We start from the raw sequence: 16,838 nt of genomic DNA on the forward strand, positions 1-16,838 counted from the left end.
AGAGGGCATGCTTGGGCAGGAAATTGCCCGGCGGCGCGGCCGTCGGGGTAAGTCCCCGCCCATCGTCGATCGGATACCGCCCGTGCCCGTTCAACGGAAGTCCCGTCCTGTCCTGCGGCTGGTGACCGTGCTCGCCGCCGCGGCCGTCGCCGCGGTGGCCATTGCGTCTCCCGCGCCGGCCACCGTCGCCGACCACCCCGATCCCGCCAACGCCTGGCAGTTCGACCACTGGCCGCAGCAGCAGCCGTGGCAGCAGTCGCAGCCGGCGCCCGCGGCCAACCGCCTGGCCGGCCCGGCCAGCGGCACCGGCGCCTTCGGTGCCCCCATCGACCCGCAGAACTGGGAGAACCCCGACCACATGACGTGGTCGGACTACAAGAAGCCGCCCGGCACCAACTGGGCCGACCCCTCGAAGACCGGTTCGGACCGGACCTTCAAGGGCGCGCTCGTCCTGGTCGACTACCCGGACAAGGACTTCGTGGTCACCCAGACGAAGAACTCGACGCCGTTCGGCAACCCGAGCGCCGAGGCCAACGGCGTCCCCCGCGACCAGGTCGCGCAGTTCTACCACGACTTCCTCAACAAGCCCGGCACGCTCAACCGCGGCCACACCCTGCACGAGTACTGGATGGAGGACTCCGGCGGCCGGTACGGCGTCGAGCTGGACGCCTTCGGCCCGTACCGGATGCCCGGCAAGTCGTACGAGTACGCGATGGAGTTCCAGAGCGACGAGGACTGCCCGGCCGGCTCGGACTGCTCGAAGGACATCCGGGCCGACGGTCGCGCTGCCTGGCTCGCCGACCAGGGCCCCGAGGTCCCGGCCGGATTCGACTTCGTGTTCTTCCTCAGCGCCGGGCAGGACGAGTCGTCCACCTGGCAGGAGTTCGGGATGATGAAGTTCCCGACCAAGGAGGAGGTCACCGAGGAGTTCGGCGGACCGGTCCCGGAGCAGCGCAACTGGTCCGACACCCGGTACGTCGACTGGACGTCGTGGCAGGCCGGTTCGTCGATCTGGCCGAACGCCGGCGGCGGCTCGTCGACGCAGGCCGAGAGCTCCGGGATGGGCGTCTTCGCGCACGAGTTCAGCCACATCCTCGGCATCGGTGACAACTACAACAACCCGTACGGCGTACCGGCCCGCCGGGCGTACACCGGCATCTGGGAGATGCTCAGCCGCGGGAGTTTCAACGGCCCGGGCGGTCCCCACAGCCGGTGGATGATCCCCGCGACCGGCGGCGCGTCGATGGGCGCGCAACACATGCTGCGGAACAAGATCAAGCTGCAGATGGTCGACGAGCAGAACGTGCTCCGGCTCGACCGGGCCGCGCTCGCGCAGTCCGGCCTCGTCGTCGCGGACGTGACCGCACGCGTCGCCCAGCCGGGAGCGACGGGTCTGTCCGGCGTGAACATCACGCTCGGCGGCGGTGACCTCGCGCCGGCCTGCAACACCGCGACCGACCCGCTGTGCGACGGCCGCGGCTACCAGAACTACACGCTCGAGGTCGTCGACCGGATGGGCACGGACTCGTTCACGCCGGACTCCGGCGTACTGCTGGCGAAGACCAAGGACCAGGACCGCGCGCCGTTCGAGTGGGTGATCGACGCCAACCCGCAGGACATCAACATGACCGACTACGTCCTGCCCGACGGCACCAAGGTCCCGATCACGATCGGCGACTACCGGCAACTGTCCGACGCGCTCTTCCACGCCGGCACGAACTCCGGCAGCGAGTACGAGTACGTCGACGAGGCGAACCGGCTGCACTTCTACGTCACCAACGTGAAGCGCGACGGCAAGGGCATCCTGTCGTACACGGTCGCCGTCCGCTCGCTCGACGGCTCCGGTCCCGCGAAGCGCGGCGTCCGGCTGCTCCCGACGGTCGGCCTGCCCAGCCGCAGCGGCCTCGCGACCTGCAACTTCCCGCTCACCAACACCGGCAAGGCGGCCGCTCCCCAGGGCCAGCACCCCGAGGACGTCAGCAAGTACCTGAACAGCGACGTGTACCGCCTCACCGCCAAGATCGAGGGCCGCGGCTGGTCGGTCAACCTCCCCAACGCCCTCACCACCGCCAAGGCCGGCGCCAGTGTCGCCGTCCCCGTCCAGGCCAAGTACGACGGCCGCTCGGCCTCGATCGCCAAGGTCACCCTGACCGCGGTCTCCGAGTCCGACCCCACCAAGAAGTCCACCACCCACTGCGTGGCCCTCGCCAAGTAGCCCGCTCTTCCGGCCGGGGTGGGAACCACTGGTTCCCACCCCGGCCTTTCTCTTGCGGGTCCTGTGAAGAGCCTTTGACAGGGTCTCGGCTTTCCCTCAGCGCTCCGGATCGACCCTGACCGGCCCCCCACTTCTCCGGAAAGCCGTTGTGGTGCCCGGTGAGCAGGAGCAGACTCGGCGCAGGGACGGGGACGAACTCGGCTGGGGGCCGCTGATCAGCCGGGAGGGGCACATGATCGGCACGGAAGAACCGACGAACCAAACCACCGGAGTCGTGCAGGCGGACGAACTGGTCCGCGTGTACGGCGAAGGCGACACCGCGGTCCGCGCGCTGCACGGGGTGAGCGTACGGATCGAGCCCGGGCAGCTGACGGCGGTGATGGGACCGTCCGGCTCGGGCAAGTCGACGCTGATGCACATCCTGGCGGGGCTGGACAAGCCGACGACCGGCTCGGTCCGGATCGCCGGTACCGAGATCACCACCCTCGGTGACGACGACCTGACCAAGTTGCGCCGGCAGCACATCGGCTTCATCTTCCAGTTCTTCAACCTGCTGCCGATGCTGACCGCGCGGGAGAACATCCTTCTCCCGTTGACGATCGCGGGCCGGAAGGCCGATCCCGAGTACTTCGACGCGCTCGTCGCGCGGGTCGGGCTCGCCGACCGGCTGACCCACCGGCCGGCCGAGCTGTCCGGCGGCCAGCAGCAACGCGTCGCGATCGCCCGCGCGCTGGTGTCGCAGCCGACCGTGGTCTTCGCCGACGAACCGACCGGCAACCTCGACTCCCGCACCAGCAAGGAGATCCTCGACCTGCTGCGGCAGTCGGTCGAGGAGTACGGCCAGACCACCGTGATGGTCACCCACGACGCCCGCGCGGCCGCGATGGCCGACCGGATCCTGTTCCTGGCCGACGGCATGATCGTCAAGGAGACCGGGCGGATCAGCCAGCACGACATCCTGCAGGTGATCGACACCCTGGACCTGCAGTGATCCGGTTCGCGCTGGCCGGGATGCTCAGCCGCAAGCTCCGGACCGCGCTCACCGCGATCGGCGTCGTGCTCGGCGTCTCGCTGATCTCCGGCACCTACGTGCTGACCGACTCGATCACCAGCGCCTTCGACACGATCTTCTCCGAGAACTACAAGAACACCGACGCCACCGTGACCGGCAAGACCGCGTTCGACACCACGTCGGACTCCGCCGGCGGGGTCGCGCCGCCGTTCGCCGCCAGCGCCCTGTCGGCGATCGAGAAGCTGCCCGAGGTCGACGCGGCCGACGGCAGCGTGTTCGGCGAGGTCCAGATGATCGGCCGCGACGGCAAGGCGATCGTCTTCGGCGGCGCGCCCAACCTCGGCTACAGCGTCAGCCCGGACAAACCGCAGTTCAACGCGCTCACCCTCGTCGGCGGTAGTTGGCCAGGGCCGAACGAGATCGTCATCGACACCCAGACGGCCGAGAAGAAGGGCTTCGCGGCCGGCGACGAGATCGCCGTCCAGGCCCGCGGCCCGGCCCAGCGGATGCGGATCTCCGGGCTGGTCGAGTTCGGCGAGGTGTCGTCGATCGGCGGCGCGACGCTGGCCGGCTTCGACCTCGGTACGGCGCAGAAGCTGCTCGGCAAGACCGGTCAGCTCGACCAGATCCTGATCTCCGCCAAGGACGGGGTGTCGCCGCAGCAACTGGTCGATGCCGTCGGCAAGGTTCTGCCCACCGGCACGCAGGTCCGTACGGCGCAGGAGCAGGCTGCCGTGGACGCCGAGGACACCAGCGGGTTCCTCGACTTCTTCCGGACGTTCCTGCTGGTGTTCGGCGGGATCGCGCTGTTCGTCGGCTCGTTCGTGATCGCGAACTCGCTGTCGATCACGATCGCCCAGCGGACCCGCGAGTTCGCCACGCTGCGGACGCTCGGCGCCTCGCGCCGGCAGATCCTCGGCTCGGTCGTGCTCGAAGCGCTGATCACCGGCGTACTGGCGTCGATCGCGGGGCTGCTGTTCGGGCTCGCGATCGCGACCGGGCTGTTCAACCTGTTCGACGCGGTCGGCTTCACGCTGCCGAACAACGGGCTCGTGCTCCAGACCCGCACTGTCGTGGTGGGCCTGCTGGTCGGCATTCTCGTCACCGTCTTCGCGAGTCTGCGGCCCGCGTGGCGCGCGACGCGGGTGCCGCCGATCGCCGCCGTACGGGAGGGCGCGAAGCCGATCCCGGGGCGTTTCAACCGGTACCGGCCGCTCGGCGCGGCGTTGCTCGCGATCGCCGGGGTCGCACTGGTGGTCGTCGGGCTGTTCGTCGACGGGCTGCCGACGTCGACGCTGCTGACGATGCTCGGCGGTGGCGTGCTGCTGCTGTTCGTCGGGGTCGCGCTGTTCTCGTCCCGCCTGGTCAAGCCGCTGGCCGCGGCGTCCGATCCGGTCGCGCGGTGGTCCGTGGTGACGTTGACGATTCTGGTGTGGCCGCTGCTCGTGCTGTCCTGGCTGATCAAGCGGGCGTTCCGCCGTACGGCGGAGTTCCCGCGCGTGCTGCCGGACGGACCGGCGACCGCGATCGGCGGGCAGAACAGCCGACGCGACCCGGCCCGGACCGCGTCGACCGCGGCCGCGCTGATGATCGGGCTCGCGCTCGTGACGCTGGTCGCGACGCTCGGGGCCGGGATCATCAAGCCGTTCGAGGACGCCGTCGACGGCATCTTCAGCGCGGACTACGCGATCACGGCGCAGAACAACTTCAGCCCGCTGCCGCCGGACGTGGCCGCGGCGGTCGCCGCGACGCCGGGCGTCTCGGCGGTGACCAGCGTGCGCGGTGGGCAGGCGTCGGCGTTCGGCGAAGGGATCCAGATCACCGGGGTCGACGCCGCCGCACCGGAGCTGCTGACCTTCGACTGGCGGTCGGGCTCGCAGCAGGCGCTCGCCGATCTGGGGTCCGACGGCGCGATCGTGGACGCGGACTATGCCGACAAGCACGCGCTCTCCGTGGGCTCGCAGCTCGCGCTGACCACGGTGACCGGCAAGTCGCTGCCGCTGAAGGTGCTCGGGGTGTTCCGGCCGCCGGCCGGCGGGTCGCCGTTCGGCAACGTGACGATCTCGACGCCGACCTTCGACGCGAACAACCCGCAACCGCTGAACGTCTACACGTTCGTCAACCTGACCGGTGGCGTCACGGCGGCGAACACGGCCGCCCTCGAAGGTGCGCTGAGCACGTTCCCGAACGCGAAAGCACTCGACCGCGACGCGTTCAAGAAGTCGCAGACCGACGGCATCAAGAGCATCCTCAACGTGCTCTACGTGCTGCTCGCGCTGTCGGTGCTGGTCAGCCTCTTCGGCATCGTCAACACGCTGGTGCTGACCGTCTTCGAACGCACCCGCGAGCTCGGCATGCTGCGCGCGGTCGGTCTGACCCGCGGCCAGGTGAAGAAGATGATCCGGCACGAGAGCGTGATCACCGCGCTGATCGGCGCCGCGATCGGCATCGTCCTCGGCCTCGGTCTGGCCCTGCTGCTCGCGGCGCGGCTGGAAGAGGTCGCCTTCGCCGTACCGGTCGCCCAGTTGGTGATCTTCGGCGTCTTGTCGATCGTCGTCGGCATCCTCGCCGCCATCTGGCCCGCCCGCCGAGCCGCCCGGCTCAACCCCTTGGAGGCTTTGCAGTACGAGTAGTACGCCCTCAGCGTTCGGCGATGCCTCGGAGTGCGTCCTTGTCCCAAGCCCCGGCGACTCCCCTGGCCTCACTCAGGTAGTCGGCGATCTGCGCCGGATCCCAGCCATGTGCTTCGTGCAGGCCGGTTGCGATCCAGCGCAGGTAGGCGGCGCTCGGAGCGGACGGCTCGAGGTCTGCGGCGTTCACGTCCGTCACGGTGAACATCGGTACGCCGTCCCGCTCCCCCAGGCGCGCGATCGTCTCGTACCGGCCCGGGCCCATCACGCGGACCTGGTCGACCTCGTCGAGCGCCTCGGCGAGATCCTCCGCGAAAGCGCTCCCCGGCTCGCGGTACATCTCCTGCGCGGCGACGTCGCCCAGCTGTTCGACTGTCACCAGGTAAGCCCGCCCGGCGACAACACCCGGCGCCGCCAGGTCGTAGAACGCGCGACCGCCACCCCATGCCGCCGACTCGCCGGAGAAGATCAGACCTCCGGGCACCTCGACCGCGGCAACTCGGCGAGGTTCGCGCGGATCGCGGCAGCCCGGGTAGATCCGGCGTCCACCGGCCGGCTGACCGCCGGCGAGGTAGCACCGGAACCGGTCGCCGGCGAGGTTCGAGCCGTAGGCGACGTACCAGGTCAGCTCGTTCGATCTGCGGCGCGCGACCTGACTCCGCTCCACCATCAGTTCAGGCCGAAGACCCGGCGGGCGTTTCCGGCCAGGAACAGCTCGGTGGTTTCGGTGTCGAGGTCCAGGGAGTCCAAGTCCGCCAGGGCTCTCTCGGCCGTGATCATCGGGTAGTTCGTGCCGAACAGGACCTTGCGACGGCCGTTGGTGCGCAGGTACGCGACCAGCTCGGGCGGGTAGCGTAGGACGGTGTACGCCGAGGTGTCGATGTGGACGTTCGGGTACTTCGTCGCCAGCGCGATCATCTCCGCGGTCCACGGATACCCGATGTGTCCGGCAACGATCGTCAGCTCCGGGAACTCCAGCGCGACGTCGTCCAGGTACGGGATCGGCCGCCCGGTCTCCGACGTCCGCAGCGGGCCGGTGTGGCCGACCTGGGTGCAGAACGGGATGCCGAGCTCCACGCACTCGGCGTACAAGGGGTAGTAACGCCGGTCGTTCGGCGGCAGGCCCCACACCCAGGGCACAATCCGGAGAGCGCGCAGACCGCGCTCTCTCACCGCGCGCCGCAGCTCGCGCACGGCCTTGACCGGCTCCCGCAGGTCGACCGACGCGACGCCGACCAGGCGGTCCGGGTACTGCGCGACGAAGTCCGCGACCTCGTCGTTCGACACGAGCGGGCCTTCGGCGGCGTACCAGGCGCTGATCAGCCCGGTGGTCACACCGCCGGCATCCATCGCCGCGATCGTGCGCTCCAGCGGGAGCGCGGTCGACAGTTCCTCGGTGCCGACCCATCGCCGCAGTGAGGCGAGCCAGTCCTGGGCCAGCATCCGTTCGGTCGGGTGCTGCATCCATGCGTCGACGATGTCCACGACCTCACCGTACCCAGCGACCGGCCGACCAGCGGGTCTGCAATTCACTGCACGTTTAATCTTGTTAACGGACAGTTTCGCGCGTAGCGTCCTGCGCGGCGCTCGTTCACGTGCCGTCCTTCGACTGTTCGTGAGCGGGTGTCTGCGACGCAGTGCTGATGGTGAAAACTCCGACCCGACCCGCCCACGAGGAGATGCAGCATGGCAGAAGTCAACCGTCGCAGGTTCCTGCAGCTGGCCGGTGGCTCCGCCGCCCTGGCCGCGATGTCGAGCAGTATCGAGACCGCCGCCGCGATCCCGGCGTACCGCCGGCACGGCACCATCGAGGACGTCGAGCACATCGTCGTCCTGATGCAGGAGAACCGGTCGTTCGACCACTACTTCGGCTCGCTGCAGGGAGTCCGCGGTTTCGGCGACCCCCGGCCGGCGAACCTGCCGAACGGCAAGTCGGTCTGGCACCAGTCCGACGGCACCCGCGAGGTCCTGCCGTTCCGCCCGGAGGCGAACAACCTCGGCCTGCAGTTCATCCAGGACCTCGCGCACGGCTGGAACGACGGGCACCAGGCGGTGAACAGCGGCAAGTACGACCAGTGGATCCAGGCCAAGACCGCGACCACGATGGCGTACCTGACCCGCGAGGACATCCCGTTCCACTACGCGCTGGCCGACAAGTTCACGATCTGCGACGCGTACCACTGCTCGTTCATCGGCTCGACCGACCCGAACCGGTACTACCTGTGGTCCGGCTACACCGGCAACGACGGGACCGGCGGTGGCCCGGTGCTCGGCAACGACGAGCTCGGCTACGACTGGACGACGTACCCCGAACGCCTGGAGCGCGCGGGCGTCTCGTGGAAGATCTACCAGGACGTCGGCGACGGCCTCGACGCGGACGGCAGCTGGGGCTGGATCGACGACGCCTACCGCGGCAACTACGGCGACAACTCGTTGCTCTACTTCAACAAGTACCGCAACGCCCAGCCCGGGGACCCGCTCTACGACAAGGCCAGGACCGGGACGAACGTCGCCGCAGGCGACGGTCTGTTCGACCGGCTGCGCGCTGACGTCAAGGCGAACAAGCTGCCGCAGATCTCCTGGGTCGCAGCGCCCGAGGCGTTCACCGAGCACCCGAACTGGCCGGCCAACTACGGCGCCTGGTACATCTCGCAGGTCCTCGACGCGCTCACCTCGAACCCCGAGGTCTGGAGCCGGACGGCGTTCTTCGTCACGTACGACGAGAACGACGGCTTCTTCGACCACGTGGTCCCGCCGTTCCCGCCCGCCTCGGCGAACCAGGGTCTCTCGACCGTTGCCGTCGGCCCCGATCTGTTCACGGGCAGCAGCAAGTACACCGCCGGCCCGTACGGGCTCGGCCAGCGCGTGCCGATGATCGTCGTGTCGCCGTGGAGCACCGGTGGGTTCGTCAACTCCGAGGTCTCCGACCACACCTCGGTGATCCGGTTCATGGAGCGCCGGTTCGGCGTCAAGGAGCCGAACATCTCGCCGTGGCGGCGGGCGATCTGCGGCGACCTCACCTCGGCGTTCGACTTCGCCACCGAGCAGGCCCGGCCGGCCCGGCTGCCCGACACCTCGGCGTACCAGCCGCCGGACGGCGACCGGCACCCGGACTACAAGCCGACGCCGCCCGCCGTCGGCAATCTGCCGGTCCAGGAGCCGGGTCGCCGCAAGACCAGGCCGTTGCCGTACGCACCGATCGTCGACGGCACGGTGACGCCGAGCACCGGCAAGTACACGCTCTCCTTCGCGTCCGGGCCGGCCGCGGCCGCGCAGTTCCACGTCGCCGCGCCGAACCGGACCGACGGGCCGTGGACCTACACGACCGGCGCCGGCAAGACGCTCGCGGACAGCTGGAACACGACGTACTCGCACGGCGTCTACGACCTGGACGTCTACGGGCCCAACGGTTTCCTGCGCGGCTTCCGCGGCAAGCCGGTCCCCGGCCCCGAGGTGAAGGCGCGGCACAACGCGCGGACCGGCGACCTCGATCTGACGATCACCAACTCGTCGGCGGTCGACCACCACGTCACCGTCACCAACGCGTACGGCGGCCTTCCGAAGCAGCTCAACGTCCGCGCCGGCACGTCGGCCAAGTACACGGTCGACCTGTTCCACAGCCACAGCTGGTACGACGTGGAGCTGACCAGCAGCGCCGACGACACCTGGCACCGCCGCCTGGCCGGCCACGTGGAAACCGGCAAGCCGGGGCTGTCCGACCCCGGCATCCACACCCGCTGACGCCGATCCCGCCGCACGGTTCCCAACGCCGTGCGGCGGGGTCGCGGCATTACGGATCCACCAACGGACCCAGATCACGTCGGGAGCGGATCTTCAGCTTCCGCATCGCGTTGGTCAGATGGTCCTCGACCGTACTCACCGACACCGACAGCTCCGCCGCGATCCGGCTGTTGCTGAGCCCGCGCGCCGCCAGCCGGGCGACCTCCGTCTCCCGCGGAGAGAGCGCGTTCCCGTACCCTCGCCGGCCTCGCTTCGAGGCCACCGTGACGCCCGCTTCGCGCAACGCGTCCCGGCAGCGGCGCGCGTCCCACCGCGCCCCGAACTTCTCGTACGTCGACGCCAGCGCAACCAGCTGCGCCGGCTCTCCTTCGTCGAGCGCCCGCCGCGCCTTCTCCTCCAGCGCCAGGCACTCGTCGTACGGCCGTCCGATGGCCCGGTACGCCGACGCCACCTCGTCGAACCCGAGGTCGCCGATCACGAACGCCCGCACCAACTTGCTCGCGGCAACAGACGCCGGAGCGTCCCGACCAACCAGGCCGGCTTCGAACTCGGTCAGCAGCCCGAGCGCGTCCTCCCGCCGCCCCACCGCAGCCAGCGCCAGACAAGTCGTCGCCACGAACTCGCTAGCCCACGCCCACCCGTCCTTGCGCCGGACCACCTCGACGAACTCCTCGATCGCCTCCAGCGCCAGGCCACCCTGCTCCGCCGCAAGATGCAACCGCCCCACGGTCGCCAACGCCGCCGCGCGCACCGGCAACTCCCCGCCGACCGACAGCAACAACTCCTTGGCCCCGGCAACATCTCCGTGAGCCAACCGCATCCGCCCGCTGATCAGGTCGAGCTCCGCCTGCACCAAAGGCGCCGACTTCCCCACGGCGGCTGCCCGCAGCAACCTCTCCGGCAACAACTCCCAGTCCCCCGCGAGCCACGCCTGCCACAACCGCGTCCCCACACCCGCCGGCAGCGCGGCACTTCGCCGGTCATGCCCGAGCCACAACAGTCCCCGCGCCGAGTACGCCGAGTCGTCCACCTCCGAGAGGTCCCCCAACGCCAGGCCCAGCCGCACCCGGTTCCGCCGCACCATCGTGCGCGCGACCGCGCTGGAACCGTCGCCTCGGGTCTGTCGACCATCGCCGTCCGCGTCGCCGACCGGCCGGCCGTGAACAGCGCGGTCATTAGCGTCGCCCGCCCGGGCAACGGGCCGAGCGCGGAGGTTGCCGTCCCCCTGACCGACTTGGCCTTCCAGCAACCGCGTCGCCCGGTGCATCCACGCGCGGTGCTCGGCGATCTCCTCCATCCCCGACGTCGGGACCGCCAGCGCCGACATCGCCCAGGCCGCGCTCGCCGGATCGTCCGCGAGCTCCGCGACCGCCGCCGCGAGCTCGCGTCGCGCCGTACCGAGCTCCCCCGCGCGGTCGTGCAGCAGCACGCCCAGCGCCAACCGCAGCCGCCCGCGATCGGCACTTGGTTCGAGCGCCTCGTCCAGCACCAGCCGGATCGCGACCACTGCCTCGGACCACAACGACGACTCGACCGCCGCATGCCCGAGCCGCGTCGCCAGCCGCGCCCGGTCCGTCCACGGCAGCACCTCGACCCGCAGCATCTCCAGCAACTGCGAGATCGCGCTCTCCGCCTCTCCCGCCGCGACCAGCTGCCCGGCCGCGAGCTCGGCCTGCGCCAGCCACACGTCGATCAAGCCACCGCGCCTCGAGTGCTCCGCGATCCGGGCATGCGCCCCGGGCTCGCGCGCCGCCAACGCCTCCGCCGCCCGCCGGTGCAGCCGCCGCAACTCGTCCGGCGGGATCGTCTCGTACACCGCTCTCTGCGCCAACGCGTGTCGCAGGTCGTACAACCCGGGCCGCACCTGCCCGAGCAGCCCGCGCGCCAACCCGACGTCGACCGCCTCGGTCAGTTCCATTCCGTTGACCTCGGCAACCGCTCCGATCAGGCTGTCCGCCGCCGGCGAGTCCAGTACGGCGGCCGCCCACACCACCCGCCGGCAAGCCTCCGACACCTGCTCCAGCTTGATGGTCACCGACGCCCGCAGCGCGACCGGCGCCCGCGTCTCGGCGAGAGCACGCTCCACCGCCGAGATCAGTCCCTCCGGCCCCACCACCACATCCCGCAAGAATTCCTCGACGACGAACGGCAGGCCGCCCGTCCGCTCGAACAACTCACCAGCCAACGCCTCGGGCAACGCGTCCACACCGAGCAACTGCGTAGCCAAGTCCCGTACGGCGGCCGCCGGCAACGGCTGCACCCGCACCTCCGTCGTCCGCGTCCCGGCGCGCACGCACCCAGCGAGCGCCGTGATCTCCGCGGTCGACCGCAGATCCTCCGGCCGGTACGTCGCCACCAGCCGAACCTCGCGCGGCAACCGGCTCGCCAGAAACCGCAGCAACTGCAAGGTCCCCCGGTCGGCCCACTGCAGGTCCTCGACGAACAGCACCGCCGGCCCGAGCGCGCCGAGCACCTCGGTCACTCGCGCGAACACCGAGTGCCGCATCCCCGGCACCAGCTCACCACGCCACGGCGTACCGGTCCCCGGCCGGGCGTCCAGCACCGGGGCCAACGCCTCGAGCACCGGCGTCAGCGGCGCCTGATCCTGCACCGGATGGCACTGACCCGTCAGCCACCGCGCCGGATGGTCCCGCGCGAGCTCGGCGACGAGCCTGCTCTTGCCGGTCCCCGCCTCCCCCACCACCAGCACCAGACTCGGAGCCGCCGCGAGCGCGGCCCGCAACAGCCGCGTCTCGCGCTCCCTGCCGACCAGCCGCGAACCCTCCGGCCGGTCCCCACTCGCCGTACGCACCGCCACTCGCCTAGTACGTCCCCGCCGGGCGACCGATGGCCACCCTCCGTGTCCGTACGCCGGTCCGGTGGCCTTTTGTGTCGTTCAAACTACTCTCAGTCAACCGCATCACGCACATAGTGTGACCGCTCCCTGTTTCCGAGCCCCGCCGACCCCCAGTCGAACTGAGCCGGTTTCACCTTCAATCTCCCCGCCAGTCGCTCCCTCATGCGACCCGATCGCAGGACCTCCTCATCGGCGCATCCGGCGTTGGGCGGCCATGGCGGCGCCGCTGCTGAGGATCACCAGGAGCGTGGCCATCGACCAGCGGCGGAGGACCTGGACGGTGCGGTCGTCCTCCTTCGGCATCGACGCCATCTGGGGCTCGATGCTGATCACTGGCGGGGTGGGTTCCGGTGGCTTTGGTCTCGGCGTTGGACGAGGTGTCGGCGTCGGTATCGGGGGCGGCGGCAGCTCGATCGCCTGGGTCGGTGTTGGCGACGGTGTCGGGCGCGGCCTGGGCGTAGGGGTCGGCGTCGGCCTCGCCGGGCGAGGGACCGGCGGGCGGACCGTCGGCGGGGGCGGCGGCTCGGGGGTCGCCTTCGGTGGGCGCGGAGTCGGCCGCGGTGTGGGCGTCGGGGTCGGAGGTGGTGGCGGCGGCGAAGGAGGCGGGGGTGGAGGTGGAGGAGGAGGCGGCGGAGCTGCTTGCTGGAAGCAACCAGCTGAGTCGCCGGTCCAGGCCGACGGCAGGGTGCTCACCTCGCGCGCTTCGCCGGAGAGCGTGATCCGGACGATCCGGCTCTTCAGCCCGGGGTGCGTGTGGACGGCGTACAGAGTTCTCCCCGACATCACCACCGAGGTGTACGACGCGATCGAGGGCACGCCGCGGACGGCGGCCACCGCTCGAATCACCCCGCTGCCGGGATCGATGCTGACCACCTTCGCCGGCCCAATCCCCAGCGTGGACACGCCGTACAGCAGCCCGCTCGACGGATCGGCGGCGAAGTCGTCGAGCGTCAACGTGCCGATCAGCGTCTTCAGCCGGACGACCCGCAGCACACTCTTGTACGTCGGGCTGCCGGGGTCGATGTCCAATGTGTAGAGCCGCAGCGCGTCCCGCAGGTACAGGCGATTGCCGGAAACCGCTCCCGCCGCCGGGTCCGCGATCCCGCCGACCCCACGCCGTACCTCGCCCAGATCGGTGACGGTCCCCCGTCGAGTGATCGACACCAGGTGCGGCTTCCGGTGCAACCAGCCGTGCCGATCCCGCGAGGCGATCCCGTAGACGAGGTCCTGCCCACGGGAGTAGCCCATCGCGTCGACCTGGTAGTCGAGCTTTCCCAGTTCGCTGATCCGCCCCGACGGCAACTCCACCCGCCGCAGCCGCGACAGCGAAACCGGCCCGCTGGAATCCACCTGCAGCACCGAGCAAACCGCCTCAGCCGAAGACTCGTCCACCACCAGCACAGCAGGCGCGACCGCAAGCCCAGCCGCCACCAGCATCGCTCCAGCCCGGCGGGCGCGCAGGTGCTGCCGCCGACGGGCAGCGGCGAGCGCGTGGCCGCGCCCGGCCTCCAGAGGCCATCGGCCGGTCGGGATCGGGCCGCCCGGCCCCACCCCCTCAAACCCCCCTCGCATCCGCGCTCACCCTCCGCGGCTCAGGCGGGACAGCGCTGCCACGAACGCATCCGGCCCGATGTTCGCTCCCCCGCTGAACGGGTTCTGCAGCTGGTAGATCGCGAACAGCAGCAGGGCGATCGCCCCCGACAGCATCGACACGATCACGGCGTACGAGTACACGCCCGGTCCGCCGAACATGAACATCAACCCGATCGACATCACACTCCCGACCAGGATCGCGAACCACACCACCGCGCTCACCCCGCTCCCCGCGGAGTTCAGCCGCACCTGGCGGGCCTGGTACACGTTCCACAACTGGTTCGACGCCTCGACCCGGCTGTCCTCCTCGCGGTCGCTCTTGGTCGGAACCGCCTCGATCTCGTTCTGCAGCTGGGTCAGCAGCTCCCACCCGCGGTCGTTCACCGGCGTACCGGAGCGCAGGTCCGGCCACTCCTGCTCGGCGACCTCCGTCGCGTACGCCCGGGTCAGTTCACCGATCTTGGTCCGAGCCGGCTCGGCCAGCGAGTCGCTCGCCCACTGGACCGCGACCAGCGAGTTCGCCTCCTGGTAGTTGTTCTCGTCCGCCTTGTCGGTCGCGTCGAACAGCGAGATCAGCACGAACGCCGCGACCACGACGTTCACCCCACCGACGATCGTGAACACCTGCCCGGCGACCTCGTTGTTCGCCTCCCGGCCGAACTTCTGCCGCGCCTTGCGCAGGATCACCGCCAGGACCGCGGTGACGATCATCAGTCCGACCACCCAGAACAGACCGTTGAAGGTCATCGTCATGCGTGTGCTCCCCACTCACGCCCGAGCGCCTCCTCGAGCAGTGCCTCGACGATCTGGCTTTCCGGTACGGTCCGGACCACCTCGCCCCGGACGAAGATCTGGCCTTTCCCGTTGCCCGACGAGACCCCGAGATCGGCCTCTCTGGCCTCTCCGGGCCCGTTCACGACGCACCCCATGACGGCGACCCGCAGCGGCACCGGGAAGCCTTCGAACGCCGCGGCGACCTTCTCGGTCAGCGTGTACACGTCGACCTGCGCCCGCCCGCACGACGGGCACGAGACGATCTCCAAGGTCCGCGGCCGCAACCCCAGCGACTCCAGGATCCCGGCGCCGACCTTGACCTCCTCGACCACTGGCGCGGACAGCGAGACCCGGATCGTGTCTCCGATGCCCTCGGCCAGCAGTACGCCGAATCCGACCGCCGACTTGATGGTTCCCTGCAGCGACGGCCCGGCCTCGGTCACGCCCAGGTGCAGCGGGTAGTCGCAGCGCCGGGCCAGTTCGCGGTACGCCGCGATCATCACCAGCGGGTCGTGATGCTTGACCGAGATCTTGAGATCGCGGTACCCGTGCTCCTCGAACAGCGAGCACTCCCACAACGCCGACTCGACCAGCGCGGCGGCCGTCGCCTTGCCGTGCTTGGCCAGCAGCCGCTGGTCCAGCGAGCCCGCGTTCACGCCGATCCGGATCGGTACGCCGGCCGCCGACGCGGCCCGCGCGATGCCCCCGACCTGGTCGTCGAACTTGCGGATGTTGCCAGGGTTCACCCGCACTCCGGCACAGCCCGCGTCGATCGCGGCGTACACGTACTTGGGCTGGAAGTGGATGTCCGCGATCACCGGCAACTGCGACCGCGCCGCGATCGCGGGCAGCGCGTCGGCGTCGTCCTGCGACGGTACGGCGACCCGCACGATCTGGCAGCCGGCCGCGGTCAGCTCGGCGATCTGCTGCAGGGTCGCGTTCACGTCGGCGGTCGGCGTGGTCGTCATCGACTGCACCGACACCGGCGAGCCACCGCCGACCGGCACCGACCCGACCATCACCTGCCGCGACTTCCGCCGTACGACGGGAAGCGGCGGCATCCCCAACGACACCGCGGTCATGCGTTCCTCACCGCCACCGGCAACGTGAAGTGGATCGTCTCCTGAGCGACTTCCCGCTCGACCACCTCGACCGGACCGCGCTCGCGGATCGCCGCGATCACGCCCTCGACCAGCCGCGGCGGCGCCGACGCTCCCGCGGTCAGGCCGATCACCTCGACGCCGTCCAGCCACTCCTCCCGGACCCCGGAAGCGTCGTCGATCAGGTACGCCGGAGTGCCCCGGCGTTCGGCCAGCTCGACCAGGCGCACCGAGTTGGACGAGTTCACCGACCCGACCACGAGCACGAGATCGGCCTCCTCCGAGAGCGCTCCCAGCGCTTCCTGCCGGTTGGTGGTCGCGTAACAGATGTCCGCCGAGTCAGGTCCGCGCAACCCCGCGAACTTGTTGCGCAGGGCATCGAGGATCGCCGTCGTCTCGTCGACCGCCAGGGTGGTCTGGGTCAGGTAGGAGACCCGCGAAGGATCCTCGACCTCCAGCGCCGCGACGTCCTCGACACTCTCGACCAGCACGGTCTGTTCCAGGGCCTCCCCCATCGTCCCCTCGACCTCCTCGTGACCGGCGTGCCCGATCAGTACGACGGTGTCGCCGCGCGCGGCGTACCGGCGGGCCTCGGCGTGCACCTTCGTCACCAGCGGGCAGGTCGCGTCGACCACGTCCAGCCCGCGCCGCTCCCCCTCGGCACGGACCGCGGGCGCCACCCCGTGGGCCGAGAACACGACCGTCGCGCCGTCCGGGACCTCGTCCAGCTCCTCGACGAAGACGGCGCCACGGCTCTCCAGGTCAGCCACGACGTGCTTGTTGTGGACGATCTGCTTGCGGACGTAGACCGGTGGCCGGCGTTGCTCGAGCAGGACCTCGACGATCTCGATCGCCCGTTCGACGCCGGCACAGAACGACCGCGGCGACGCCAGCAAGATGGTGCGTTTCGGCATAG

11 protein-coding genes are annotated in these 16,838 nt (G+C 70.3%); 4 read left to right on the plus strand and 7 right to left on the minus strand.

All coding sequences use genetic code 11. The features are described from left to right. The first annotated feature begins 82 nt into the window (after positions 1 to 82). The 3 genes from ABD235_RS12010 to ABD235_RS12020 all read left to right on the plus strand — a co-directional run bounded on the left by ABD235_RS12010 (position 83) and on the right by ABD235_RS12020 (position 5,860). Positions 83 to 2,215, plus strand: a complete 2,133-nt coding sequence (locus tag ABD235_RS12010; protein WP_344173137.1) for a M6 family metalloprotease domain-containing protein — start codon at positions 83 to 85, stop codon at positions 2,213 to 2,215. Between the two features lie 232 nt (positions 2,216 to 2,447). Next, complete coding sequence (locus tag ABD235_RS12015; RefSeq protein WP_344173139.1) at positions 2,448 to 3,206, plus strand: ABC transporter ATP-binding protein; 759 nt, start codon at positions 2,448 to 2,450, stop codon at positions 3,204 to 3,206. Then, complete coding sequence (locus ABD235_RS12020; RefSeq protein ID WP_344173142.1) at positions 3,203 to 5,860, plus strand: ABC transporter permease; 2,658 nt, start codon at positions 3,203 to 3,205, stop codon at positions 5,858 to 5,860. Before ABD235_RS12015 ends, ABD235_RS12020 begins: the two co-directional genes overlap by 4 nt. A gap of 7 nt (positions 5,861 to 5,867) precedes the next feature. Here the strand turns inward: ABD235_RS12020 and ABD235_RS12025 are convergent, their stop codons facing one another. Both ABD235_RS12025 and ABD235_RS12030 read right to left on the minus strand, forming a co-directional pair. Continuing rightward, positions 5,868 to 6,527, minus strand: coding sequence for a histone deacetylase (locus ABD235_RS12025; protein ID WP_344173145.1), 660 nt, complete (start codon positions 6,525 to 6,527; stop codon positions 5,868 to 5,870). Beyond that, on the minus strand, positions 6,527 to 7,342 hold the full coding sequence (locus ABD235_RS12030; RefSeq protein WP_344173147.1) for an amidohydrolase family protein: 816 nt from the start codon (positions 7,340 to 7,342) through the stop codon (positions 6,527 to 6,529). Before ABD235_RS12030 ends, ABD235_RS12025 begins: the two co-directional genes overlap by 1 nt. 201 nt (positions 7,343 to 7,543) lie before the next feature. On the opposite strand from ABD235_RS12030, the gene ABD235_RS12035 reads away from it, so the two are divergent. Further along, positions 7,544 to 9,598 (plus strand): phosphocholine-specific phospholipase C, encoded by a 2,055-nt coding sequence (locus ABD235_RS12035; RefSeq protein ID WP_344173149.1) that lies wholly within the window; start codon positions 7,544 to 7,546, stop codon positions 9,596 to 9,598. 49 nt (positions 9,599 to 9,647) lie between these two features. Here the strand turns inward: ABD235_RS12035 and ABD235_RS12040 are convergent, their stop codons facing one another. The 5 genes from ABD235_RS12040 to ispH form a co-directional block, all read right to left on the minus strand. Then, positions 9,648 to 12,410: an ATP-binding protein gene (locus tag ABD235_RS12040; RefSeq protein ID WP_344173152.1), complete on the minus strand. Its 2,763-nt coding sequence runs from the start codon at positions 12,408 to 12,410 to the stop codon at positions 9,648 to 9,650. 231 nt (positions 12,411 to 12,641) lie between these two features. Further along, positions 12,642 to 14,027 carry a DUF6923 family protein gene (locus tag ABD235_RS12045; RefSeq protein WP_344173154.1) on the minus strand — a complete coding sequence of 462 codons (1,386 nt, stop codon included), beginning with the start codon at positions 14,025 to 14,027 and terminating at the stop codon, positions 12,642 to 12,644. A 6-nt stretch (positions 14,028 to 14,033) separates the two neighbouring features. Next, positions 14,034 to 14,801: a bestrophin-like domain gene (locus ABD235_RS12050; protein ID WP_344173156.1), complete on the minus strand. Its 768-nt coding sequence runs from the start codon at positions 14,799 to 14,801 to the stop codon at positions 14,034 to 14,036. Next, positions 14,798 to 15,904, minus strand: coding sequence for a flavodoxin-dependent (E)-4-hydroxy-3-methylbut-2-enyl-diphosphate synthase (gene ispG / locus ABD235_RS12055; protein WP_344173158.1), 1,107 nt, complete (start codon positions 15,902 to 15,904; stop codon positions 14,798 to 14,800). Before ispG ends, ABD235_RS12050 begins: the two co-directional genes overlap by 4 nt. After that, the gene (ispH, locus tag ABD235_RS12060) at positions 15,901 to 16,836 is read right to left on the minus strand and encodes a 4-hydroxy-3-methylbut-2-enyl diphosphate reductase (protein ID WP_344173159.1); all 936 of its coding nucleotides are present in this window, start codon (positions 16,834 to 16,836) and stop codon (positions 15,901 to 15,903) included. The genes ispG and ispH overlap by 4 nt, the downstream gene beginning before the upstream one ends. Positions 16,837 to 16,838: the final 2 nt, after the last annotated feature.

Source organism: Kribbella lupini (assembly GCF_039529595.1).
GTDB classification, from domain to species: Bacteria; Actinomycetota; Actinomycetes; order Propionibacteriales; family Kribbellaceae; genus Kribbella; species Kribbella lupini.

Coding starts and splice junctions, on each gene's coding strand:
- ABD235_RS12015 (WP_344173139.1), top strand. CDS start 2,448: ATGATCGGCACGGAAGAACCGACGAACCAAACCACCGGAGTCGTGCAG.
- ABD235_RS12025 (WP_344173145.1), bottom strand. CDS start 6,527: ATGGTGGAGCGGAGTCAGGTCGCGCGCCGCAGATCGAACGAGCTGACC.
- ABD235_RS12035 (WP_344173149.1), top strand. CDS start 7,544: ATGGCAGAAGTCAACCGTCGCAGGTTCCTGCAGCTGGCCGGTGGCTCC.
- ABD235_RS12045 (WP_344173154.1), bottom strand. CDS start 14,027: ATGCGAGGGGGGTTTGAGGGGGTGGGGCCGGGCGGCCCGATCCCGACC.
- ABD235_RS12050 (WP_344173156.1), bottom strand. CDS start 14,801: ATGACGATGACCTTCAACGGTCTGTTCTGGGTGGTCGGACTGATGATC.
- ispG (WP_344173158.1), bottom strand. CDS start 15,904: ATGACCGCGGTGTCGTTGGGGATGCCGCCGCTTCCCGTCGTACGGCGG.
- ispH (WP_344173159.1), bottom strand. CDS start 16,836: ATGCCGAAACGCACCATCTTGCTGGCGTCGCCGCGGTCGTTCTGTGCC.